The sequence below is a fragment of the Brevibacillus reuszeri genome (assembly GCF_001187725.1).
GTDB classification, from domain to species: Bacteria; Bacillota; Bacilli; order Brevibacillales; family Brevibacillaceae; genus Brevibacillus; species Brevibacillus reuszeri.
In genome coordinates this window covers 301214-326207 of record NZ_LGIQ01000011.1, presented here as the reverse complement: position 1 = coordinate 326207, position 24994 = coordinate 301214, and the positions used below count along the sequence as shown (strand labels likewise).

Sequence of the window (24994 nt, the reverse complement as noted above, 5' to 3'; positions counted from 1 at the left end):
CCCCAATAGAGGTTTTCTTACTTCAGCTGATGACTAATGCTGCTGCGAGAATGATGAGATGAAAGATTTGATCGCACATGATCATCAGCCACTTGCTCCCATCGTTAGTGACACGCATAATTTTTCGATACCAGATGTAAACGATTGTTCGGCGATCCAAAATCATATGGGAAACAAATACGAGTAAAATCGCCCAGCCAGATAAACCGCCTGGAATAAACCAATACGCGATCAAGTAAATGACGCCTGTGTAAACCACACAGTGAGCGAGCAAGGGAAGCCAGCGCTGCGCCTTGTACTTGGCCATCCATTCGGTCTGGAACATATAATCGCCGATCAAATGGGCAATAAGTAGAATGTCAAAAGCAGAAAAATGATTCACTTCTACGTGACTCCCCCCATTTGGAAGGTCAATCATGCCTTCCATTATAAGTGAATCTGATGCGAAAGTAGTATAAAATTCAGAAGTTTGTGGATGTATCTATCTAAATTGTAACGGAAGGAGCGAATCATTTTTGTGTGCTGGTTCACAAAATGAAAAATTTTTATCTCTCGATTATTGGATCAATCCGATCCATTTCCAATAAGGCACACTTGCTGCAATAGCAAGAACGATGGCGAGTGCGTAAGCCAGTGCCATTTGTTGCCCCTGCCGATGGCTAAATGACTTGCCCTCCGAGCTGTAGTAGGCGGTCAAATAAGTCGGCGATTGATACGTAAAAAAGAAGGGGTCTGTCGCCAGCAAAATGACGAAGACAAAGATCCAGGGGTGGATGCCCGCTTGCTGTGCCAATGGGAGCAGGGCCGTCACGAGCAAGATAACAGCAGGATCATCTCGAATGACCAAGGTTACGAGAAACGATACGAGAATAACAACGGTCAAAAGAAGGGTAGGGCTTGTCAGGAAAATGGAGAGCTTTTCACCAAGAAAGGTAGAGAGAGCGTCCGCAATTCCCAGCTCTTGTGTGGCCGTAGCAAAACTGAAGGCGACGCCTAAAAACAAGAGGAATGGCCAGTCTATCCCATTGGAAATCGTTTGTCGATCGAGTGCTCCGCTAATCACCAATACGGCAAAGCCGATCAGCATAATCCATGCGCTATCGATCCCATGCACGGGGGCGAGAATTAAGAGAGCGATGCTGCCTAACGTCGTCATCACAGCGATTCGCTCTGCTTTCGACCATGGCCCCAGAAGCTGTAGCTGTTCGTCGAGTACTTCGTCAGATATCGGTCGAGCTTGGCGTACATTCCGAAACATAAGAAAGAGGATGACAAGCATGACAGCCGAAAAAATGAGAAAGGCGGGAAGGGCATAAAGAAACCATTGCAGCCAGTTGATCGCCCCTGAGACAGAAGCAAGTCCATACGCCATCATGTTTGTATAGGAGCCAGTCAATACAAAGGGTGCAGTGAAGCCGTAAAAAATCATGGCTGCAAGTCCAAGACCTGCCGCTCCACGGCTTTTATCCGCAAATCCCATCGATTCGGACAAGGTTCTTGCGAGCGGCACACCGAGCGAGACTTTGGCAGAGGAAGAGGGGATTAACGAATTGAGCAGCATCCCTCCGGCAACGACGCCCCACAATTGTCCTCGATAATGCCTCGGAAATCGCTTCAGCGCATTGAGAGAAACCCGGTATAAAATACCAGAGCGCGTAATCACTGCGATGAACGCCATAATAAAGATCATATAAAGCCAAGTCGTTGAGGCAAACCCTGAGAGAGCAACCTCGGGTCCGACCAGTCCCCCCAGTACCCAAGCCATGACCATCCCAAGCCCAACGATGTAATCGGGGATGACATTCACAATCCAGAGGATGACGGCAGCGATGCCGATTCCAATAAAATCCATTCCGGCTCGTGACAATCCGCCGATTGGTTGGAGGTAGTGAAACAAAATCATGCTGATGGGAACAAGAATGGCGGCAATCCAACCACCGAGCTTGCTTCGATGAAACAGTCCAGTCGCATTGTAGGCGCGTGTACGATGCTGCTGCTGCACGAATTGCAGCTTGGCGAGATCATAATCCTTGCTGCCATCTTCACCTGCGATGCCAGTCAGGGTTCTTTTTGCTTCAGCGAGAGTCAAGTATTCCATGGCTTGCTGCTGCTTGTTCAATCGGGCATACAGCTCGGCAGCGAGTTCATAGGTTGAAATCCACTGCTCAGTCGTGTATCTGGCACCTTGATTACTCCAAGCCAGATCGAGTAGGGCAAGTCCGAGCTCAGGCTGCCAGGAAGCACCACCATACAGGATGCAGCCTGCCAATAGCTCATCCTTTACAACGATTTTCTCAGGCGGACAGTTCGTCAAGAGAGGGAATAATCGCTTTTTATCTGCCTCCTCCAATTGTGGCAAGACGCTCTCAACGATTTGCAAAGCCTCTGACCAACGCCCGACTTCGCCTAGCAACTCGATCGCAGCCTCCCAATTGTCATTTGCTGCGTAATCATCCAGCATCTCAGAAATCCAGCGGCGTTTTTCTTCATGTCCGAAACGTACCGTTGCGATTTCGGAGAGCATCCGCCGTACACCCGGAACAAGTGCGAACCACTCTGGCTGCGCTTGTACTCTTTGGAGAAAGCTGTCTGCATGCGATATGCTCCCTAGCGCATATTCAAGCGAAATTCCAAACTGGCGCTCTGCTATGCGAGAATGTACACGCGGGAATTCCGCACACCACAGTAAGGCTTGGGTGAGGGGTAATGGGAAGGAGTCGAGCTTTCCTGCAACAGATTGGTAGTTTTGTTCTTTGTTCATCAACAATTGCTTGTTCGTGCTTGTCAGACGATTCGACAACAGGCGAATAAAATAGGCCGAGATGGACGGCTGCTCCTCTACGAGCTTGTCAAAGGTCTCCCGATCAATGACATACAGCTCCGCATCCGTTGCGGCGATTGCAGTCGCGGAGCGAGCCTCACCAGTCAGCATTGCCATTTCGCCAAGGGTATCTCCTTCACCCAGCACAGAAATCGATTGGGCTGCTCCTCCCTTTTGAGCGTCGATAAACAGCTCCAGCTTGCCGCTTTTGATTACGTACAGCTGATCACCGGGATCGCCTTCCGAAAATAAAACAGTACCTACTGGGATTGTTCGACGTTCCAGCTTGCCAAGTAGCTTGGCGAGCTCCATATTCGACAGCTGCTTGAACATTCCGATTCGTTGAAGCGTGGTCAAAAGTCCACCTCCCGCTTTCCAAACGTAATGATGACAGATCATTCGAAATTTTATTTCTGGCTCATATTATAAGCGGATTCAAACTGTACAGCTAGAAAATCCTCACAAAAAAGGCTACCTGTGAATGTTCAGCTTTTTGATGTGGTATTGCAGGGTTTGGCGAGTTGTACCGATTTTTTCGGCTGCTTTCGTGATGTTCCAGTCTGCTTGCTCCAAAATATTACGAATGAAATGTTCCTCATAGGGAGTAGTGACCGTTTTTAGTGGTCGGCGATTTCCTGTCCGACGAGTGAGATCTGCCAAGCTGTGCTCCAGCATATTTTCACGCAGGTAGGAGGGGAGATGCTCGATATCCAGCAAGCTATGATCCTCGTCAGCGCGAATGATCAGATTTTCAATGACATGGTGCAGCTCACGGATGTTTCCAGGCCATCTGTATTGCAGGAAAAGCTCGTGTAGGCGTGCTGACAGACCGTGTACGTTTTTGTTTAGGTGCTTGCTGGCGAGAGTGAGGAAGTAATCAATCAAAAAGACGATATCTTCTTTGCGCTCGCGAAGTGGCGGAATGATGAGGCAAGTACGGGCAATGCGGTAATACAGGTCGGAGCGCAGCTTGCTTGATGCAATCAATTCTTTTGGTGCTTCATTGGAGGCACTGATGATGGTGCAGCGCACGGGCGTCACGGCATTGGCACCGACTCTGCGAACCATGCGTTCTTCGAGGACGCGAATTAATTTTGACTGAAGAGTAATCGGCATCGAGTTGATCTCATCGAGGAAAAGCGTTCCATCCTGGGCGTATTCAAACAGTCCCATTTGATCGGCAGCCCCCGTATAGGAGCCTTTTACCGTTCCAAAAAGAGTGCTTTCCAAAAGCGTCTCTGGAATGGCTGCACAGTTAATGGCGACAAAAGGGCTTTTGGCTCGCTTGCTATGATTGTGAATGCTTTGAGCGAACAATTCCTTCCCTGTGCCTGTCTCGCCGACAATCAATATATCGGTGTCGTGTGTGGCTACATTTTGCGCTTCTTTGATCAGACCCTTCATGACCGAGCTGTTGCCTTTGATGCTGCCAAAAGTATACGTTGTGCCGTTGCTGGGCTGTTCCTTGCTGCTCTTGTGTTGCGTGACGATTTTGCGTTTTAATTCAATCGTTTCGTGCAGCAGGTTTTTTAGCTTGGTCTCGTTGTGACTGATTGAAAATACGCCAATGGTTTCCCCATTATGAATAATCGGATATGTACTGTAGGTGACGTATTGCGGGATGCCGTTAGTATGCGCATGCGCCCGATACTGTGCGATGACGGGCTGCCTGCTGTTGAAGACACGGCGGTGCTCGGACATTTCAGGATTGTAATTATAGGCCTCCCACAAGTATTTTCCGATGACATTTTCACTTTTTAAACCTTCCAGCTTTTCCTGGGCTTTATTGTAGAGGATGATTCTCCCTTCATGGTCACTCACAAGCACACCCTCGTTCAGCGAATCGACGATCTGTTCTAGGCAAGCGAGTCTAGCATCGGTTGAAAGCATCCATGATCACGCTCCATTTTCTCATCACGCGATGGTTTATTTTCAGAACTTTCTAACTCATAGAATAGCAGAAGTGCCAGGATCCGTCACGATTCGCAAAGAGAAGAAACTATTTGCGCAGAAAGTTTTTGCGGTGGTAGTAAGAAGCGTCATGTCAAGCTTTTGAACGAAGGGACATACACGAAACAGGGTAACCGCCAACGATTTTGCGCCGAAAGCAGATTCCATGAGGGAGTCTTTTTTTGCGTGAAAAGGGAGAAAACACGGTACATATGCGTTTTGTTAAAAATCCTGAACATTGGCACGATAGATGCTATATCTAGTAGACGACAAGGCTGTACATAAAAAATTGAGGAGGAGAAACGAAATGAGCAAACCTGAAATTCTATATTCCGTCAAAGCTGGTCGAGGTTCTACCCTGCGGTGCAAAGGGTGGAGACAGGAATCGATTCTCCGCATGCTTGAGAACAACATGGAAAATGCCGAGAAGCCAGAGGAGCTGGTCATTTACGGTGGAATCGGCAAGTGCGCGAGAAACTGGGAATCGTACCATGCGATCGTGAACTCCTTGATGGAGCTGGAGGAAGACGAGACACTGGTCGTGCAGTCAGGGATGCCAGTGGCCGTGTTCAAAACACATAAATACGCGCCGACAGTCGTCATGGCAACGACCAATATCATGAAGCCATCATGGCCCGTTTTCTATGATTTGCAGGACAAAAACCTGACGATCTTCGCTCAGTATACAGCAGCACCGTGGGAGTATATCGGCACGCAGGGGGTTATCCAGGGAACATTTGAGACGCTGTCTGCGATTGCGCGCTTGCATTACAACGATTCGCTCATCGGAAAAATCATGCTTACCGCAGGAGCTGGCGGCATGGGCGGCAACCAGACTCGGGCAATGACGATGCACGGCGGTGTATGTATCCTCGTGGACGCGAACGAGACGATTATTCGTCGCCGTATGAGTGTCGGGTATATCGATCTGTTGGCAGACTCACTCGATCATGCCATTGAGTTGGCCAAAGCACATGCAGCCGAGGGCAAATCACTTGGAGTCGCTGTCGTGGGCAATGCAGCGGATGTGTTTGAAGAAGCGTATGCAAAAGGCTTCATGCCTGATATTTTGACCTCGATGACACCGGCGCATGATCCGCTTTCGTACCTCCCGGCTGGCTATACGCCCGAGGAAGCCGAGGAGTTGCGCCGCTCCGATCGCGATCTGTATTTGCAGCTGGCACGGAAAACAATGATCCGTGAATTGCGTGTGACCATCCAGTTTTTTGACAAGGGTGTGCACGCATTCGAGTATGGCACAAGCCTGCGCAAGGAATGCCGAGATGCAGGTATGCCTGAGGAAGAAGCGATGAAAATTCCCGGCTTTGTCTCCGAGTACATCAGACCGCTTTTCTGCGAAGGCCGCGGACCTTTCCGCTGGACCTGCTTGTCCGGGGAGAAGGCGGATTTGGAGAAGATCGACAGCATGGTGCTGGAGAAGTTCAAGGACGATTTGCTCGTCACTCGCTGGATCAAGCTGGCTCGCGAGCACATTCCAATTGAAGGCTTGCCCGCGCGCATCTGCTACCTCGGCTTTGGTCAACGCAAAGAGTTTGCACTTGAAGTAAATGAGATGATCAAACGTGGTGAGCTGGCTGGACCCGTGGCGTTCTCCAGGGACAATCTGGACTCTGGCTCGATTGTCAACCCTACCTTTGAATCTGAGAAAATGATGGATGGCGGCGACCTGATTTCTGACTGGCCGATGCTGAACGGGTTGTTAAATGCAGTCGGGATGTGCGATCTGATCGCGATTCAGGCGAACTACTCGATGGGCGAAGCCGTTCATACAGGCGTGACGATGATTGCCGACGGGACAGAAGAGGCGCATATGCGTTTGTCGGTGTGCATGACGGTGGACTCTGGCATTGGGGTTGTACGTCACGCACAGGCAGGCTACCAAATTGCCAAGGATGTAGCAAACGGACAAGGCGAGCTGACCAAGGAAAACATCAAAATCCCGCTTTGGTGGACACCTACCGCTACGTTCGGACCAAACGATCTCAAAGAAAAAGAAGCAGACAATACGAGTCTTTCCCGATAAAACAAACATTGCTTGGACGCTGCTGCTGATCTCGTGGCAGCGTTCCTGTTATAAATTTTTGTGTCACAGACCGCCTAGGGGGTGGAGGGTAAATGAATAGTCAGGTGCAGAAAAGGCGGGCGAGCCTCATCATCCAAAACGCTGTGGAGGTCGTTACCTGCCGAGGAAGCAATGTCAGCTCAGTTGAAACGGTTCCGAGAGGCTGGGTCGCAATCGCAGGGGAGGAGATTATTGCGGTTGGGAGCAGGGACCAGGTTGCTGCGGAGGTCGACATGGAGCATGCCGAGGTAATCGATGCTACTGGCAAGGTCGTTGCTCCCGGCTTCGTCGATTGTCATACGCACCTCGTTTTTGGCGGCTCCAGGGTGCAGGAGTATGCAGCCAAAATGACGATTGATGATCCGGCAGAGCTGGCGCGGCTGGGAATTCAGACTGGGATTCAGGTTTCCGTCGAGATGACGAGCAAATCGAGTGAAGAGCAGCTGTTTCAAGCTGCCAAAGAGCGGCTGGAGAGAATGCTGCATGCTGGTACGACGACAGTCGAAAGTAAAAGCGGATACGGCCTGACGACGACCGACGAAATCAAGATGCTCCATGTTAATGCCAAGCTGGCGAAGGCGATGCCTGTTGATATCGTCAGTACATTTCTCGGCGCGCATGGCTGGCCAGCACATCTTCCTAAAGAGGTGTATATGGGAGTGCTGCTCGATGAGATGATTCCGTGGGTGAGTGGACTGGGGATCGCTACCTATTGTGACGTCTGGTGCGATAATGGGCATTTTACCGCGCAGGAATCGGAAAAAATTTTACGGGCAGCAGCTGATGCAGGGCTTCAGCCAAAGATTCATACGGATGCGTATTCGTACGTGGGTGGCTCGGACTTGGCTGCTGAGATGGGCATGGTTTCGGCTGATCATCTGAACTACACGCCTCCTGCTGTCATGAAAAAGCTAGCGAATGCAGGGGTCACGGGCGTACTGATGCCCGCTCTCGATTTTGCGGTAAGACATCCTCGACCCTTTGATGCGCGGGCGATGATTGATTCCGGGATGAATGTCGCGCTGGCAACCAATCTGTGCCCGGGCTGCTGGACGGAATCAATGCAGTTCGTGATGGCACTCGCTTGCCGTTTGTATCGGATGTCCCCGGCAGAAGCACTGCGGGCGGCAACGATTGGTGGTGCGATGGCGCTCGGACTTGGGAATGACCGTGGCTCGATTGAGGCTGGAAAACTGGCCGATCTGCAAATCTGGAATGTCCCGTCCTATGAGCATGTGATTTATCGGCTGGGCGGCAATGTTGTCGAGTGGGTAATCAAGCGCGGGAAGCTGGTCGTCGATCGCACGAATCAGGAAAAAGGGACCGAAAATCTAGTCTGACAGAAAGGATGGGGAAGAAAATGAAAACCCAGTTTCAAGCGGCGGAAGCAGTGAACGGGGAACGCTTGCTGGACAGCTTCTTGCAGCTGGCCAAGATCAATGCACCGAGTGGAGACGAGAAACTGATGGCGGATGTTTTGGTACCACTTTTGACCGAGATGGGGTTCACGATTCAATTCGATGAGGCCAACAAGCGGATTGGGGGTAACTGTGGCAACCTGATCGCTTGGTGGGACGGCACGGACCCGGAGCTGCCGCCGCTTTTCCTTTCGACGCATATGGATACAGTGCTGCCGACAGAGGGGCTTAACCCGGTTATTAAAGACGGTGTCATTTACTCAGATGGAACGACCATACTGGGAGCCGATGATCGCGCCGCTTTGGCAGCCTATCTCGAAGCGATTCGGGTAATTCAGGAAACAGGAGCGCGCTGTGGACCTATTGAGCTGATCCTCACCGTCTACGAGCAGCCTGGATTGGTCGGAGCCAGATATTTGGATTACGCCAAGGTGCGGAGCAAGACCGGCTACATTTTTGACAGCAGCGGAGACGTTGGGCAAATCATCCTGCAAGGACCGTATAGCAGTCGGATTTGGTGGGAAATCGAGGGCAAGCAGTCGCATATCGGTCTAAATCCTGAGGAAGGAATCAATGCCATTTTGATCGCGGCAGCGGCTCTGCGCGAGATGCAGCTCGGCAAAGTCAGCGAGGAGACGCTAGCAAACATCGGGGTGATAGAGGGCGGTGAGCTGACCTCGATCATCCCGGGAAAGGTCAAGGTGAGCGGTGAGGTACGCAGCTTTACTGCCACAGGCTTGCAGGAGCAAATCGAGCATATGTGTGCAGCGGTTACGGAGGCAGCGGAATCGCTTGGCGGCACAGCACATGTGCGTGTAGAGAAAAAATATGCTGGCTTTGCTATACCGGACCACTCCGCTTTCGTACAATCGGCGATTCGAGCAGCAGAGCGAATTGGCGTAAAGTCTTACTTGACGAGGACGCTGGGCGGAGCGGATACGAATGTTCTCAATGAAAACGGCTTGACCTGCATCACGCTCGGACTCGGCTTTCGTAACATCCATTCTTTCCAGGAGCATATTAGCGTCGAAAATTTGGTGAATACGGGCAAATACGCCGCTGCACTCATTTGTGAATGGTACGAAATGCACAAACCAAAATAAAGGGTCAGATAAAGGGGGATCAAGCCGTATGAAAAAGCATGCGAAAATAAGCATCCTTTCTGCTGTGTTCATCGTCAGTGCTGCGCTCGGAGGTTGTGGTGCCGCAAGCAATCAGACAAATAGCGGAGCTACTGCTGCCCAAAGCCCAAGCAGCTCATCTGAAGGCAGCACGACAAGCAATGCAGAAGCAGGGGGCAAAATTTTGGTTGCGACCCAAGGCCCTCTTTCGGGAGCTTCCTCTTCTCTCGGCGATGCGATCAAAAGCGGAGCAGAATACGCGCTGAATCAAAAGAAGGAGGAGTTCAAAAAGCTGGGCTTTGACTTGCAATTGTTTCCGCAGGACGACCAGGCTGATCCTAAAATGGGTGTAGCAAACGCAGAGATGCTGATCTCCAATCCAGAAGTGCTCGGTGTAGTCGGTCATCTGAACTCTGGGGTGGCGATTGCTGCTTCCGTCAAGTATGAAGAAGGCGGATTGGTCATGGTGTCGCCTGCCAACACAGCGGTGAAGCTGACCGAAGAGGGCAAAAAGACGGTTCATCGCATTGTAGCCAGGGATGACGCGCAGGGACCGAAAGCAGCGATGTACGCTAAATCGGCGTTGGGGGTAAAAAGTGTGTTTATTCTCCATGACAAAACTTCATACGGCCAAGGCTTGACTGGCGAGGTCAAAGCCCAATTTGAAAAAGACGGAATCGAGGTCCTCGGATACGAAGGCGTAACGGTCGGAGAGAAGGACTATACGGCTGTGCTGAATCAGGTGATGGCGAAAAATCCGGACATGATTTACTTCGGCGGCCACTATCCAGAAGGAGGCATTATCGTCAAGCAAGCGAGACAAAAGAATTACAAAGGCATTTTCATGGGCGGAGACGGGCTTGATTCCTCTGACATGGTGAAAATTGCCGGACCTGCTGCTGAGGGTGTCGTTTTTACCTCTATTTCTGGGGATGTGACGCAAACCGAGGAGGGTAAGAAATGGGCGGAGGAATACAAAGCGGCCATGAATAAACCGCTGGAAACACTCTCAGTATACGGCTTCGACTCTACGAATCTTTTGCTGAATGCCATGCTCGAAGCGATCAAAGCAAATGGCGGTAAAAAGCCTACGAGAGAACAGGTGCTAGAAGCGGTTCACAAGACAAAGGACTTTCAGGGACAGTTTACGAGGGTCACTTTTGACGGCAAAGGGGATAACCAAAGCGCCGACGTATTTATATTCAAATACGAGCACGACAAGTCCGTATATGTAGGCAAGGTAGAGTAATCAGGATCGAGGGAAAGGAATGGATGAGCCAGTGACACAAGCAGAACAGGTAGAAGTAGTAGAGCTAGACGGAGATCGGCTGAGCCGTGCCGAGCTGCGCCTGATTGTGGAGAGAAAGGCTGCGTGCGTCATATCGGAGGAAGCGTGGATTCGCGTACATGAAAGCCGCAGACGAATCGAAGAGCAGGTAGCCGCAGGGAAAATCATCTATGGCGTCAACACAGGCTTTGGAAAGCTGAGCGACGTGAGCATTGATGCAGAAGACGTTGGCCTTTTGCAATTGAATCTCTTGCGTGCCGATGCGGTTGGCGTAGGAGAACCACTGCCTGCATCCGTTGTTCGGGCGATGCTTGTCCTGCGTGCGAATGCGCTGGCCAAAGGCTATTCCGGAATCCGGGCGGAAACCTTGCAGCTTTTGGTCGATTGCCTGAATCGTGGGATTCATCCTATCGTCCCTTCCAAAGGATCGCTTGGTGCAAGTGGAGATTTGGCTCCTTTGGCTCATATGGCGCTGATTCTCGTTGGAGAAGGATACGCGGAATACGAGGGGGAGAGGCTGCCTGGAAAAGTGGCATTAGAGCGGGCTGGACTTGCCGCAGTCAAGCTTGGTGCCAAAGAAGGCTTGGCGTTGATTAACGGGACACAATGTATGACAGGGGTGGGAGCGATCGCGATTACCGAGGCGGAGCATCTCGGGCTGGCTGCGGATATGGCTGCTTGCCTGACGATGGAAGCGCTGCGCGGGATCATCGATGCCTTTTCGCCTGAACTGCTGGCGACTCGTCCGCACAAGGAGCTGGAGCTGGTAGCAGGACGTATTCGAACGTGGCTGGACGGCAGTCGCAGAATTACCCAGCAGGGGGAGCTGCGCGTACAGGATGCCTACTCGATTCGTTGCATTCCGCAAGTACATGGCGCTTCCTGGCAGGCGTGGGGGTACGCCGAAGATAAAATTTTGACGGAGATGAATGCGACGACGGACAACCCGATCGTGCTGGAGGATGGACGTGTTCTCTCGGGTGGGCAATTCCACGGTCAACCGATTGCTTTGGCGATGGATTTGCTCAAAATCGCCGCTGCTGAGTGGGCCAATATTTCCGAGCGTAGAATCGAAAGACTGGTGAATCCGCAGCTAAGCGGTTTATCCCCGTTCCTCGCACCCAATCCCGGACTAGAGTGTGGATTGATGGTTGCCCAGTATGCAGCTGCCGCACTTGTCTCGGAAAATAAAGTGCTCGCCCATCCCGCCAGCGTCGATTCGATTCCGTCCTCGGCGAATCAGGAAGACCATGTCAGCATGGGTACGATTGCAGCACGTCAATCACGTGAAATCATTGCAAATGCGGCTCGTGTTATTGCCATCGAAATGATTTGCGCTTCTCAAGCGATTTATTTGCAGCAAGCAGAGGATGACCTGGCACCGCGAACACGCCAGCACCTGGAGTGGGTACGAGAAATCATCCCACCACTTACGACGGATACAGCGATCAGTGAGCAGATTGAAATACTTGCGCAGGCATTGCTAGCAGAAGCGATTGTGTAGATATGTCGGAATATTTTGCGAATAAATCCACTAAAGGGGGAAGGCGCGTTGAAAAAACGGAATGGATTATTCGCCGCCTTTTTGGGAGTGGCACTTCTCGTAACAGGATGTGCGGGGAGTAACTCTGCCAGCTCGTCAGCAGATGCGAATACGATCAAAGTGGGCTGGTTCGGACCGTTAACCGGTCCTACGGCAACAGATGGTACGCTCAGTCGGGACGCTGCACTGCTTGCTGTCGAGCAGGTGAATGCTGCTGGAGGGATAGGCGGCAAGCAAGTTCAGCTCGTCACTGAGGATGACCAAGGCAAGCCGGAAGAAGCGCTCAAAGCTGTGCAAAAATTAATCAACAGCGACAAAGTAGTAGCGATTGTGAATGGAGCCTACAGCGGCCCTGCCAAAACGGTTGCTCCTAAAGTGCAAGAAGCCAAAATCCCGATGGTTGTCGCGTACGCCGTTCATCCGGACATTACCACAGGGGGAGACTACGTCAATCGAGTGATTTATACGGGTGATATCCAGGGCAAAGCAATGGCCGATTACGCAGTAAATGACCTGAAGAAGAAAAATATTGCAGTCCTCTACGTGAACATTGACTACGGAAAATCCATTTACGGCGCATTCAAAATCGAGGTAGAGAAGCTTGGGGCAAAAGTGGCGATCGACAAGCCGTTCAAGATGGGAGACAAGGATTTCAGCTCACTTTTAACAGCGATAAAGGCAGTGAATCCAGATGCGCTTTATGTAGTGGGATATTACAACGAGGCTGCGGCTATCGTTCAGCAGGCCAAAGAAGCAGGAATCAGTGCGCAGCTATTGGGCGTGGACGGATTTGATTCTCCGAAATATTTGGAGCTGGGGAAATCAAACACAGAGGACTCTACCTTTACGACCTCATTCTACACATCGGATCAGCGCGACATTGTCCAGAAATTTGTCAAAGACTATACGGCGAAATACAAGAGTGAGCCTGGTATGCTGGCGTCCCAAAGCTATGATGCCGCAATGGTCATTTTAGAAGGAATGAAAAAGGTGGGGACCGACAAGGAGCAGCTCGCCAAAGCGATCAACGAAACGAAAGATTTTGAGGGTACCTCGGGAAAAATAACGTTTGGAGCCGATCATGAGGTCATCAAGCCGGTCATTTTTATGACGATCAAGGATGGAAAGTTCCAATTCGTCCATTCGAAGGTATACAACTGAACCAATCTGTGAGCGATATGTGGGGAAAGAGGACTAATCGGCTGGTCCTCTTTTTGGCAATTCAACAGTTGTTTCCATTTTTTAGAAAAGGGGTGAAGCGAGGTATGCTTGCTCAACAACTGCTTAATGGCATAGCACTAGGCTTTCATTATGTCCTGATCGCGCTTGGCCTTACGATGGTGTATGGCGTCTTGAGACTGCTCCATTTTGCGCATGGCGTCATTTACATGATCGGAGCCTTTGCAGCCATGATCGGTATTTTGTACTTGCAGCTTCCTTTTGCAGTTGCTCTGCTTTTGGCCATGGTCGTATCGGGGATTGTCGGTATGGGCATTGAGCGTTTTGCTTATCGTCCGCTGCGAGGAACGCATCCGATCACGACGCTGATTAGCGGGGTCGGTATTTCGATTTTCCTGGAAAATGTCTTTCAGGTGATGTTTACCTCCGATTCGCGCGCTTTTCCGGAAACGGGAATAACAACCTCGATCATCACGCTCACAGATTCGATCACGATTACGAACACAAAGCTGTACATCATCATCGCAGGGGTGGTTTGTCTAGGCTTGCTGTACGCCTTTCTCAAGCTGACCAAGCTGGGGATCGCGATTCAGGCGGCCGCCCAGGATATTCGGGCGGCATCGTTGATGGGGATCAATGTCAACCGGGTGGTCGCTGTCACCTTCATGCTGGGCTCGGCTTTAGCTGCGGTTGCAGGGGTTCTCGTTGCCATCAATTTTAACTCGATTTCACCAACGATGGGGGCACTGCCTGGTTTGAAGGCATTTTGTGTAGTCGTGCTTGGCGGACTTGGTTCCATACGCGGTACGATCGTCGGCGGTCTGCTGCTTGGGGTTGTGGAGTCGCTTAGTGACGGCTTCATGACTGACCTCGTGATAGATAAAGACGCGATTGCGTTTGTGATTCTTATTATGATATTGCTGATCAAACCATCTGGGTTATTTGGTAAGCATATTGAGAAAGTGTAGGTGATGAATCTGATGGATGACATGTTGAATCCGTATTACGTCGATATTGTCGTCTTTTTGATCATCTATCTCCTGTTAGGGCTCGGCTTGAACCTGATTACGGGCTATGCGGGACAGGTATCGCTTGGGCACGCAGCCTTTTACGGCATCGGAGCCTATAGCTCTGCGATTCTGTCGGTCACATACGGTATGAATTCGTGGGCTTCGATGGGGATTGCTGTGGTCATCACGTTTGTCATCAGTGCGATTTTGGGTCTGCCCAGCCTGCGGGTGAGAGAGGATTTTTTAGCGATTACGACGCTCGGACTTGGGTTGATCGCCCAATCCTTTTTTAAAAATGCGGAAATCACAGGAGGAGCTTACGGGATCGATTCTATCCCTGTTCCCTCGCTTTTTGGGGTGGAGCTTAAAAATGTAGGCTATCTGGTGCTGGTCGTGGTGGTGCTGCTGGCGGGAATTTTCGTGATGCAGAAGATGACGAAATCCCGTATCGGACGGGCATGGATGACGATACGTGAGGATGAGATGGTGGCACAAGCGATGGGCATTAACACGACCTACTACAAAGTGCTGGTGTTTGCCATAGGCGGGGCGTATGCAGGAGCGGCTGGGGCGCTTTTTGCCCACAAGGCATCGTATATTAGTGCAGAATCGTTTGGCTTTACGATCTCCGTAACCGTACTTAGCATGGTGGTGCTGGGCGGACTAGGCAGTATTCGCGGTACCCTGCTTGGTGTCAGTGTGTTGTACCTCTTGCCCGAGCTGTTTCGCTTGTTCAAGCTTGATTTTATGAATATGCAGAACCTCGACATGTACAAGATGATGATCTATGGCCTGTTGATGGTTATTGTGATGCGCTACCATCCAAAAGGCTTGTTTGGGAAGACTGCCTTTAAAAAAAGGAAGCGCTACTCGGCAGGCAAGGAAACGTCGATCAAGGGTGGTGATCAGGTTGCTTAAAATCGAAGGAATCATGAAGCGCTTCGGGGGATTGATTGCAGTGGATCAGGTGAGCCTGCAAGTGAACCAGGGCGAGATTTTTGGCTTGATCGGACCAAACGGGGCAGGCAAGACGACCTTTTTTAACATCCTGACGGGGATTTACAAGCCGGATGCTGGCACCATCATGTTTGAGGGCGAGCCGATTCACGGATTAAAGCCGTATCGCATTGCCAAAAGCGGGATATCCAGGACGTTTCAAAACATCCGTTTGCTGAAGGAAGAATCTGTCCTGGACAATGTGAAGCTGGGGATGTTCGGTAAAACGTCCAGCGGATTGTGGGCAGCAATTTTGGGTCTGCGCACTGCAAAAGAGGAGGAAGCGTTCGTCCATGCAGAAAGCCAACGTCTGCTGGAGCTGGTTGGTCTTGCAGACTTTGAACAGCTGGAGGCAGGGAGCCTTTCCTACGGGAATCAACGCCGGGTGGAGATTGCCAGAGCGCTCGTTGTAAGGCCCAAAATGCTGCTTCTGGACGAACCGACAGCCGGGATGAATGCGGAGGAAGTACAGGAAATGACAGCGCTCATCCGAAAAATCAGGCAGAATGGGACAACGGTCATCCTGATCGAGCATAACGTGACGATGGTGACAGGGCTATGTGATCGGATCGCTGTGCTGGATCATGGAGTCAAAATTGCTGACGATATTCCAGAAGTGGTCATTTCCAATCAGGAGGTCATCGAGGCATACATCGGCAAGGTAGATGTGGAGGGGGTGACTCATAGTGCTGCGAATTGAACAGCTGCATGTATCCTATGGAGGGATTCAGGCGGTTCGCGATGTATCGCTTGAAGTAAACGAAGGGGAGGTCGTGACGCTGATCGGCTCCAATGGGGCTGGCAAAACGACGACCTTGAATGCGATATGCGGGATTACGCCCTCACGCGGAACGATTCAATATCGCGGAGTGGAGCTGCAGGGCAAAGCGACTCACCAGATTGTCCGCGAAGGAATCGTGATGGTTCCTGAGGGGAGGCGTGTTTTTCCAAAGCTGACGGTGGCTGTAAATTTACTGATGGGTGCGTACGCCAGGAAAATCTCCAAAGCATCCCTGCAAAAGGAGATGGAAGAGATTTATCACCTATTTCCCCGGCTAGCCGAACGAAAGAACCAGATGGCGGGCACGATGAGTGGAGGGGAGCAGCAGATGCTGGCGATCGGACGTGCGCTGATGGCGAAGCCCAGCTTGCTCATGCTGGATGAGCCCTCCATGGGTCTGGCGCCGATCATTGTCAAAGATATTTACGAGACCATTCGCCGCATCAAAGGGCAAGGCATCACGATTCTACTGGTTGAACAAAACGCGTCGATGGCGTTGTCCGTAGCAGATCGCGGTTATGTGTTGGAAAACGGTGAGATTCGCTTGCATGATACGGCGCAAAATCTTCGTGAGCAGGATAAAGTGAAGAGGGCGTATTTGGGGAGGTAGCAAGCACGTGGAAAAACCGAGCATCCTTGATGTAATCAGGATGCTCTTTAACATGGTTGTTACCTTAGCAAAGCATCCCTTGATAGATATCCTTTAAAAATTGTATGGATCAATCTTCTCTGTAGTAAAGGTCTAAACCCTTGCGTTTTTCATGTTGCAGTCCTTTGCTCTCTTCAGTGTGAATCTCTCGAATGAGGATACAATATGGTAGCCATAGGAAATCGCCCATAAGTTACTGGAAAGAGTTCTATTTTTATTACTTGAAATGGGAACGCTGATTTTTACTAGCAATTACATAAAATTGGTATGATTTAGAAATTCCTTTTTTGGGAGGTTAGTAATGAAAAAACAACTTGCTAGGATAACAGCTCTTTCTACAGCTCTATGCGCTCTCACTTTATCAACTTCGATCAGTTTTGCTGCGGATGATAGCAGTATCAGTCCGTTAAGTGACGGGCAGGATTTCGACATTGCTTTGTATAACTCTAAAATCACTGATGTAACCGGAAAATCTGCTTATTTATGGGCTTATACTGAGGGGGAAGGAAGAGACCTCACTAAAGTAAGAGTCGAGTCTCGTTTCTATGTCAATGGAAGTCTTGTGGATTCAGACACTGCAAATGGCACTTCTTATGCATCCGTTGATTACAATGCTTCTGCTAAACAATTGATGGGTGTTGAAATTAGGTCTATTCATTATGCCTACAATAAGATAGGCGATGCAGAAAAGCGATCTTCCAATGCCGTGTGGCCAAAATAATAATAAGTAGGGAGGTTTATAGTATGAAGAAAAGAAGTGTATTCATTTGTGGGCTTGTTTTAGCTGGTGCTGTTTTCGCTGGTAGCAATCTATATGCAAGTGAAGATATAGCACAATTAAAAAAATCCAATCACCAGAAAACGCTTCATTCATTGGGAATCGAAGTAAAAACGAAAGATTTGGAAAGAATGACAACTTTGACGGATGAGAACGGGAAAAAATGGATATATAATGATTTTATCCATAGCGGGACTTTTGAAGAGGAAATGAGAAATAAATATATTGAGGACGTAGCTGGTGCATTCATTGACGTGCAGAGCGAAATTATGACGGAACATGCCAAAGTAGGGGATACTATTCCCGTCGTACTCTTGGATGAAGATTTAAAAGAAGGCTCCTTTTCGTTTAACAGAGAAAATGGAGAAGTTCTAGTTTTCAAACTCAAATATAATGAAAATAATGGAACATGGGATTACGAAAAGGAAAAATAATACCTTCGCATGTCGCACCCGAAAAGGTGCGATTTTCATTTTCTAATTTACTACCTCGTACCCCATTTTTTCTGCTATCAAGTGGAGGTGGGAAACGACTAATAGATCTCAGTATGTATTGATTAAGGAGCATCGGACTTGCTGCATCTAATATGCTAGATTCTAATAATAAACCGAATGACTTTAAAACAGATTGAAAATGACGTTTTTAGTTAGTGGCGTAGAGACTCAACTAAAGTGTATCTTTTACGTTTGCTACGGTCGAATAGCAACGTGACTTAAAAGATAGGAACTGAATTATTTCATTAAAACTGAAATGTCAGATCATTTTAAAAAATGTATTGATTTTGTCAGCGAGTAGGAATATGATGTGTTCAGATAGTTAGTTAATCGTTATCGTATAACGATTAACTAAGGAGGCTGTACATGAAAAAGAAATTAGTAAAAGTCACAATAAAAGACGTAGCAAAGCATGCAGGTGTATCTACTACTACGATTTCCCGCTTTCTGAACGGACGCTATGAGGCAATGGGCCAGGAGACAAAGGAAAAGATTCAGAAGTCTATCGAAATACTAGACTTCAAACCGAACCAGCTGGCACGCGGACTTCGCAACGACCGCAGTAATACAATCGGGTTTGTAGTAGCAGATATCGGCAACCCATACTCGGTCTCGGTCATCCAGGGGATGGAAGAGATATGCAGCCAGCTTGGATACAGTATCATCATCTGCAATGCAAACGAAGATCCCGAGAAAGAACGGGAGAGCCTCATGATGCTGGAATCGAAGCACATAGATGGCTTGATCATCAACTCTTCGGGCAAAAACAATGATTTACTGATGCGAATCGGGGCTGCTATTCCTGTCCTTTTGATTGACCGCAAGCTGCCGGGAATGCCTTTTTCTACGGTTACGACGGACAACACACAGGGCACACTGCTCGCGATTGAGCATTTGACCGCAAGAGGCTGTGATCGCCTTCATCTTTTCATATCTGATCCGGATGGCATCAGTCCACGGTATGAACGCATTTATGCTTTTGAACAGTTTGCGAAAAACAACAATAACGTTCAGACGTCCTTGGATATTATCGAGGAGTATTCCCAAGCATTAGTGAATGAGCACGTAAAAAAGCTAGTAGAAAGCAAGCAGCCAACAGAAAAAATCGGGCTGATTGCTGGTAATGGAAAGCTGTCACTCATGGTGCTAAAAGCCATTCATCATTTGAACTACCAGGTGCCGGAAGACTTGCTTCTGATCGGCTTCGATGATCCCGAGTGGGCGTCGATTGCAAGACCGACCTTGACCGTATTGTCTCAGCCTACGTATGAAATAGGGCGCCAAGCTGCGGAGATGATATTCGCGCAAATTCAAAAGGGACAAGAAGCACCGCCGCAGACCTTGGAGCTGATGATGCAGCTCATCCAACGAGAATCCACAGAATTCTAATTTTTTTTGGAAGTTAGTTAATCGATATACGAAAACGATTAACTAAAAAAGGGGGTGCCTAACTTGTACGAGCAACTAACGACGCCAGCAGTGATCGTAGATCTGGACATCGTAGAAGCGAATCTGGCAAACATGGCAAGCAGGCTGGCAGAGCAAGGGATCAAGCATCGACCACATATGAAAACACATAAGTCTGTTGCGCTAGCGAGAATGCAGATTGCGGCCGGAGCGCATGGCATCACAGTAGCCAAGCTTTCGGAAGCAGAGGTTTTTGCCGCAGCGGGATTAGACAACATCTTGCTAGCTTTTCCACTCATCGGGAAAGAAAAGCTGCAGCGTTTTGCCCGGGTCCATCAACTTGTTGAAATCATGACCGTGGTTGATAGTATGGAGGGGGCAAAAGGACTTTCCGAGGTTGCCAAGGAAACCGGTAAGCCGGTACAAGTCCTGATCGAAGTAGATGGAGGCCTGCATCGCGGAGGCAGGCAGCCAGGGGATGAGCTCGTTTCGTTCGCATGCGAGCTGCGGGAGCTGGAAGGGATACGGATCGCAGGTATTCTCTCTTACTTTGGACAAATCTATCGGGAAAAAGGCAAAGAGGCGCTCCAGTCTATGGTCAAAAAGGAGTCAGAGCTGATTCAGAGGATCACAGACGAGCTGCAGGAAGTCGGTATTTCCTTGCCGATCATAAGTAGCGGGTCCACACCAACCTCTTTACTATGCGAGGATTTGCGAGGGGTCACTGAGGTTCGAGCTGGCAATTATATATTTAATGATGTAACAGCGATAAAGCTCGGGCTTGTAGAGGAGAAGGACTGTGCACTGCGTGTGATCGCTACAGTAGTCAGTGTCCCTATTCCTGGGAGAGCGTCGATTGATGCCGGTTCCAAGACTTTGACGAGCGATCGCGCCCCGGGTCATGAAGAATACGGGATTGTAGTAGGTCATCCATCTGTACAGATCATGGTGCTAAATGAAGAGCATGGCATGCTGCATTTTGATCCTGCAAGCGTTTCCTTTTCTGTGGGAGACCGAATTGAAATCATCCCGAACCATGCGTGTGTCATTCCGAATCTGAACGATTCACTCACTGCGGTCAGAGGGCAGCAGGTAGTAGATACGATTCGCGTGGACGCGCGTGGCTGCAACTATTAAGAGCATGTACATTAATCAAAAGGAAGTGTTTGCACATGGGAAGAATTGAACAGCGCCTACAAGAGCTGGGCATTACGCTACCCGAGCCGCCGCCTGTTGCTGCTATTTATGTACCGGCTGTAACAGTAGGCAGCCTCGTCTATACATCAGGAAACGATTGCCGTGTCGATGGCAAGCTGATGTTTCAAGGGAAATTGGGGCAAGAGCTGACGATTGAACAGGGGCAGCTTGCCGCGCGACAAACGATGATCAATTTGCTTGCTGTACTGAAGGCTCATCTGGGCGATTTGGATAAAATTGAGCGAATTGTAAAGCTGCTTGCTTTTGTAAACAGCGCACCTGGCTTTGCTGATCAGCCTTATGTGATTAATGGGGCGTCTGCATTGCTGGAAGAAGTATTTGGGGAACAGGGAAGACATGCGAGGTCCGCAATAGGGACGTCCGAGCTGCCGTTTCATACCCCGGTGGAAATCGAAATGATCGTTCAAATCAAAGAATAGAGAATATGTTCGGAATTATAAAAAAATGGATTGACAGGCGTAGTGTTCACTAGTAGTATGATCCATAAAAATAAAACTAATGCATCAGATATCAGATTTCAGTTGGTACAAATTTCCTGCTTACCAGTAACGACCATCGTGGGAGGATGACACAATGAAGCTGCTGACTTTTCACACCGAGGAAGGCTTTCGAGTAGGGATCAAGACAGAGCGGGGAGTATTGGATATCGCCAGAGTAGCGGGAAAATACAGCGAAAACGTCCTGATCCCCGAATCGATCGAACAGATTGTAGAGGGCGCTGAAGGGGTGCTTGATTCTCTCACTCGGTTATTGGCGCTGGCAGGTGATGCAGAGGATGACGAGCTTTGGCTTGCGGAAGACGGCCTGCGGCTCGGGCCATGTGTTCCGCAGCCGGGAAAAATCATCTGTGTGGGTCTCAATTATCGCAAGCATGCGATAGAGTCCAAGCTCCCGATTCCCGAATCGCCCGTTTTGTTCAACAAGTTCGGGAACAGCATTGCAGCCCATGGCGAAGCGATTCAGCTTCCGAAAGGTGCGAGCCAAGTAGATTACGAGGCGGAGCTCGCTATCGTCATCGGGAAAAAAGCGAAGCATGTCTCCAAGGAAAGCGCGCTGGAATACGTATTTGGCTACTGCAATGCGAATGACCTTTCTGCTCGAGACCTGCAAAATCGGACCAGCCAATGGTTGCTTGGCAAAAGCTGTGACGGATTTTGTCCGGTAGGTCCCTACCTCGTCACCTCTGATGAAGTGGGCAACCCAAATGATTTGCGGATTCGTTCATTCGTCAATGGCGAAGTGAGACAAGATTCCAACACCGGCGATATGATCTTCGCCTGTGACGAAATTGTCAGCTATATCTCTTCGTACATGACGTTGGAACCGGGTGACATCATTTTGACGGGAACGCCAGAGGGAGTCATTCTGGGTTATCCAAAACAGCAGCAGATTTGGCTTCAGGCTGGAGACGAAGCAACGATCGAAATCGAAAAGCTTGGAAGCTTGACGAATCGTTTTCAAAACGAAGCCTGAATCACCTGCACACTCTAATCTCTATCCCAAGGGGAGGAACAAGCGAACATGAAAGCATTATCCCAAACGAGAAGCAGCTTGCCACGTTCAGGCATACGCCAAATCATGGACTACTCAGCAACGATCCCTGATGTCATCCATCTGGAAGTGGGTGAGCCGAATGTAAACACACCACTTCACATTCGCGAAGCAGCATTTACAGCCATGAACGAAGGGTTTACCCACTATACGGCAAACGCCGGCTTGATCAGCCTGCGCAGCTCTATCGCGGATCACCTGAAGCGCCAATACGAGATACAGGTAAATACCGATCAGATTGTGGTTACTGCCGGAGCAGTAAATGCGCTCGTCGCAACGGTCCTGTCGCTAGTAGAATCCGGAGAAGAGGTTTTGATACCGGATCCAGGCTGGCCAAACTACGAGCAAATCATTTTGAGTCAGGAATCGATTCCGAAGCGCTACAAGCTTTTGCCGGACTCAGGCTTCGTCCCGGATATAGCTGAGCTGGAGCAGGTGGTTACGCCAAAAACAAAAGCGATTATCATCAACTCTCCCGGCAATCCTACAGGCGGCGTGCTCAGTGAGGAGAACATCAAAGAACTTCTCGCCTTCGCTTCCAAGCATGATCTATACGTCATTTCCGATGAGGTCTACGACGGGATCGTGTTCGAGGACAAGCATATCTCCCCGATGTCCTATGACACAGAGGGCAGAGTGATCAGCGTCTTCGGCTTCTCCAAAAACTACGCAATGACAGGCTGGAGGGTCGGATATGCAGTGGCTCCGCAGCAGATTGCGGCCGTTATTGCAAAAGTGTTGGAGCCGCTCGTCTCATGTGCATCGTCTGTCTCGCAAAAAGCTGCGGAAGCGGCCATCTCTTCGACGCAGGAGTTCGTTCACGAAATGCGCGAGATTTATCAGGCCAGACGTGACAGCGCTTACAAGCTACTGGAGGAAGCTGGCATCAAGGCGTACAAGCCCAAGGGAGCTTTTTACATGATGATCGATCTCTCTGGGATAGAAACAGAAGAGGAGAATCTGGCGATTGCCTTGGTCAAAGAATCCGGAGTTGCAGTGGCTCCAGGAACAACCTTTGGATCGACGACGGCACACATGATTCGCATCTCTCTGGCGACTGAAGATTCCCAATTGTTAGAAGGTGTGAAACGGATTTGTGATTTTGTAACAAAACATAGAAAACAATAACAAAATCAAGGGGGATTCTACGATGTTTCGTAAAAAGAAAAGTGCATTACTGACTCTCATGATGTCGCTCGTTCTGTTGGTTACTGCTTGCAGCTCCGAAACAGGCTCGTCACCTGCGCAAAATACGCAGAGCCGACTCGATAAAATCATCGCCTCGAAAAAAATCCGTATCGCCACGTATGCTGACAGCCCGGGCTGGAGCGTACTGAACGCTTCTGGTGAATACGAAGGCTTTGACCCAGACGTTTCTCGCAAGCTCGCAGAGTCGTTGGGAGCAGAAATTGAATTCGTGACCACGGACGGCGTAAACCGCATTCCACTGCTTGAATCCGACAAGGTCGATGTAGCCATCTCTGTATTCACACCAACCAATGAGCGCGCGAAGTCAATCAACTTTACCATTCCATATTCCGCAGCTGGCTTGGTTCCCATGTATCCAAAAAATAAACCGATCAGCAGCTGGGATGGCGTAAAAGGAAAGAAAGTTTCTGTATCCAAAGGCTCCACTGGTGATATTGCGCTGAGCAAGTACTATCCGGAAGCACAGCTCGTTCGCTTTGATTCCACAGCAGATGCGTTTTTGGCACTGAAAACGGGCAAGGTTGATGTCTTTGTAGAAGAAGATGGAATCATTCTCGATTTGCTGAAAAAGAATCAGGAATTCGAATCGCTGCCTGGTCAACCGTTCCAATCCTCCTATATTGCGATGGGCGTCAAAAAAGGCGATCAGGAATGGCTCAACTACCTGAATCACTTTATCCGCAACCTGAACTATTCCGGTGAGGGCGCAGAATTGTACAAGAATCGATTTGGTGTAGATGCACCGAAGCTGTTGACCTACTAATCCTCTGGCAGTCCCATATAAATCGGAACGGGGGACATGGTTCTCCCGTTCTGATCACCCTGAGAATGAGGTGATTGGTTCGTGAATTTGGTTTTCCATGATATTATCCCGTACATTCCTTTGCTGATAAGTGGTCTTGGCACGAGCTTGCTGATTACGGTCATCTGTATGCTTGCCGGTACGGTGCTTGGTCTGTTTGTCGCCTTGGCCAAATCCAGCAAGATCACTCCCCTTCGCTATTTTGGGAACACGTACATTGAGATTTTTCGCAATACACCATTGATCGTGCAGTTGTACCTGCTTTACTTCGGAATGGGGCAATTGGGACTGGATATTAGTCCACTGTGGTCTGCATTGATCGGGATCACGATTAACAATGCTGCGTACACCGCTGAAATATTCCGCGCTGGTCTGAGCAGTGTTCCAAAAGGGCTTTATGAAGCGGGAAGCGCCCTGGGTATGAATGCAAACCAAACCTTCCGCCATGTCATATTACCACCCGCTTTTCGCACAGCGTTTCCGGCTTTGACTAACCAACTAGTCTTGCTGTTCTTGTTCTCTTCTGTCGCCTCCATCATTTCGCTTGAGGAACTGACGTATCAAGTGATGAATATTGAAACGCAAACATCCAGAACATTGGAAATTACACTGATTGCCACAGTGCTCTACTATGGATGCTCGTCGATCTTTGTGTACCTGTCCAACGCCTTGGCAAGAAAAGTGTTCAAATGGTAA

Annotated in this window: 22 protein-coding genes; 19 read left to right on the top strand and 3 right to left on the bottom strand. The window is 49.5% G+C overall.

Annotated elements, in window-relative coordinates; translation table 11 throughout:
• Positions 1-22: 22 nt before the first annotated feature.
• From ADS79_RS26305 to ADS79_RS26295, 3 genes are all read right to left on the bottom strand, one after another.
• Entirely contained in the window at positions 23-382 is a 360-nt protein-coding gene (locus ADS79_RS26305) for a DUF3307 domain-containing protein (RefSeq protein ID WP_236700111.1), read from the bottom strand.
• A gap of 174 nt (positions 383-556) precedes the next feature.
• A complete protein-coding gene (locus ADS79_RS26300) occupies positions 557-3178 on the bottom strand; it encodes an SLC13 family permease (protein WP_049741424.1) in 2622 nt (873 codons plus the stop codon).
• A gap of 114 nt (positions 3179-3292) precedes the next feature.
• Entirely contained in the window at positions 3293-4711 is a 1419-nt protein-coding gene (locus tag ADS79_RS26295; protein ID WP_049741423.1) for a sigma-54 interaction domain-containing protein, read from the bottom strand.
• A gap of 367 nt (positions 4712-5078) precedes the next feature.
• Between ADS79_RS26295 and hutU the strand changes: the two genes are divergently transcribed.
• The 19 genes from hutU to ADS79_RS26200 all read left to right on the top strand — a co-directional run bounded on the left by hutU (position 5079) and on the right by ADS79_RS26200 (position 24994).
• On the top strand, positions 5079-6815 hold the full coding sequence (hutU, locus tag ADS79_RS26290) for a urocanate hydratase (protein ID WP_049741422.1): 1737 nt from the start codon (positions 5079-5081) through the stop codon (positions 6813-6815).
• Positions 6816-6907: 92 nt separating this feature from the next.
• On the top strand, positions 6908-8194 hold the full coding sequence (gene hutI / locus ADS79_RS26285; RefSeq protein ID WP_049741421.1) for an imidazolonepropionase: 1287 nt from the start codon (positions 6908-6910) through the stop codon (positions 8192-8194).
• A 20-nt stretch (positions 8195-8214) separates the two neighbouring features.
• A complete protein-coding gene (locus ADS79_RS26280; RefSeq protein ID WP_236700110.1) occupies positions 8215-9375 on the top strand; it encodes a M20/M25/M40 family metallo-hydrolase in 1161 nt (386 codons plus the stop codon).
• Positions 9376-9403: 28 nt separating this feature from the next.
• Positions 9404-10642: a branched-chain amino acid ABC transporter substrate-binding protein gene (locus ADS79_RS26275; RefSeq protein ID WP_049741419.1), complete on the top strand. Its 1239-nt coding sequence runs from the start codon at positions 9404-9406 to the stop codon at positions 10640-10642.
• A gap of 19 nt (positions 10643-10661) precedes the next feature.
• Positions 10662-12185, top strand: coding sequence for a histidine ammonia-lyase (gene hutH / locus ADS79_RS26270; RefSeq protein WP_049741418.1), 1524 nt, complete (start codon positions 10662-10664; stop codon positions 12183-12185).
• 48 nt (positions 12186-12233) lie between these two features.
• Positions 12234-13385 (top strand): ABC transporter substrate-binding protein, encoded by a 1152-nt coding sequence (locus ADS79_RS26265; RefSeq protein ID WP_049741417.1) that lies wholly within the window; start codon positions 12234-12236, stop codon positions 13383-13385.
• Positions 13386-13489: 104 nt separating this feature from the next.
• Positions 13490-14371: a branched-chain amino acid ABC transporter permease gene (locus ADS79_RS26260; protein WP_049741416.1), complete on the top strand. Its 882-nt coding sequence runs from the start codon at positions 13490-13492 to the stop codon at positions 14369-14371.
• Between the two features lie 12 nt (positions 14372-14383).
• Positions 14384-15331, top strand: a complete 948-nt coding sequence (locus tag ADS79_RS26255; protein WP_049741415.1) for a branched-chain amino acid ABC transporter permease — start codon at positions 14384-14386, stop codon at positions 15329-15331.
• Positions 15315-16109, top strand: coding sequence for an ABC transporter ATP-binding protein (locus ADS79_RS26250; RefSeq protein ID WP_307725629.1), 795 nt, complete (start codon positions 15315-15317; stop codon positions 16107-16109). The genes ADS79_RS26255 and ADS79_RS26250 overlap by 17 nt, the downstream gene beginning before the upstream one ends.
• A complete protein-coding gene (locus tag ADS79_RS26245) occupies positions 16096-16800 on the top strand; it encodes an ABC transporter ATP-binding protein (protein ID WP_049741414.1) in 705 nt (234 codons plus the stop codon). The genes ADS79_RS26250 and ADS79_RS26245 overlap by 14 nt, the downstream gene beginning before the upstream one ends.
• A 340-nt stretch (positions 16801-17140) precedes the next feature.
• On the top strand, positions 17141-17560 hold the full coding sequence (locus tag ADS79_RS26240) for a hypothetical protein (protein WP_049741413.1): 420 nt from the start codon (positions 17141-17143) through the stop codon (positions 17558-17560).
• Between the two features lie 23 nt (positions 17561-17583).
• Entirely contained in the window at positions 17584-18051 is a 468-nt protein-coding gene (locus ADS79_RS26235) for a hypothetical protein (protein ID WP_049741412.1), read from the top strand.
• A 426-nt stretch (positions 18052-18477) separates the two neighbouring features.
• On the top strand, positions 18478-19500 hold the full coding sequence (locus ADS79_RS26230; protein WP_049741411.1) for a LacI family DNA-binding transcriptional regulator: 1023 nt from the start codon (positions 18478-18480) through the stop codon (positions 19498-19500).
• Positions 19501-19563: 63 nt separating this feature from the next.
• Entirely contained in the window at positions 19564-20655 is a 1092-nt protein-coding gene (locus ADS79_RS26225; RefSeq protein WP_236700109.1) for an alanine racemase, read from the top strand.
• A 35-nt stretch (positions 20656-20690) separates the two neighbouring features.
• On the top strand, positions 20691-21155 hold the full coding sequence (locus tag ADS79_RS26220; protein ID WP_049741409.1) for a RidA family protein: 465 nt from the start codon (positions 20691-20693) through the stop codon (positions 21153-21155).
• 154 nt (positions 21156-21309) lie between these two features.
• Complete coding sequence (locus tag ADS79_RS26215) at positions 21310-22209, top strand: fumarylacetoacetate hydrolase family protein (protein WP_049741408.1); 900 nt, start codon at positions 21310-21312, stop codon at positions 22207-22209.
• Between the two features lie 48 nt (positions 22210-22257).
• Positions 22258-23415 (top strand): pyridoxal phosphate-dependent aminotransferase, encoded by a 1158-nt coding sequence (locus ADS79_RS26210; RefSeq protein WP_049741407.1) that lies wholly within the window; start codon positions 22258-22260, stop codon positions 23413-23415.
• Between the two features lie 22 nt (positions 23416-23437).
• Positions 23438-24259: a transporter substrate-binding domain-containing protein gene (locus ADS79_RS26205; protein WP_049741406.1), complete on the top strand. Its 822-nt coding sequence runs from the start codon at positions 23438-23440 to the stop codon at positions 24257-24259.
• 81 nt (positions 24260-24340) lie between these two features.
• A complete protein-coding gene (locus ADS79_RS26200) occupies positions 24341-24994 on the top strand; it encodes an amino acid ABC transporter permease (protein WP_049741405.1) in 654 nt (217 codons plus the stop codon).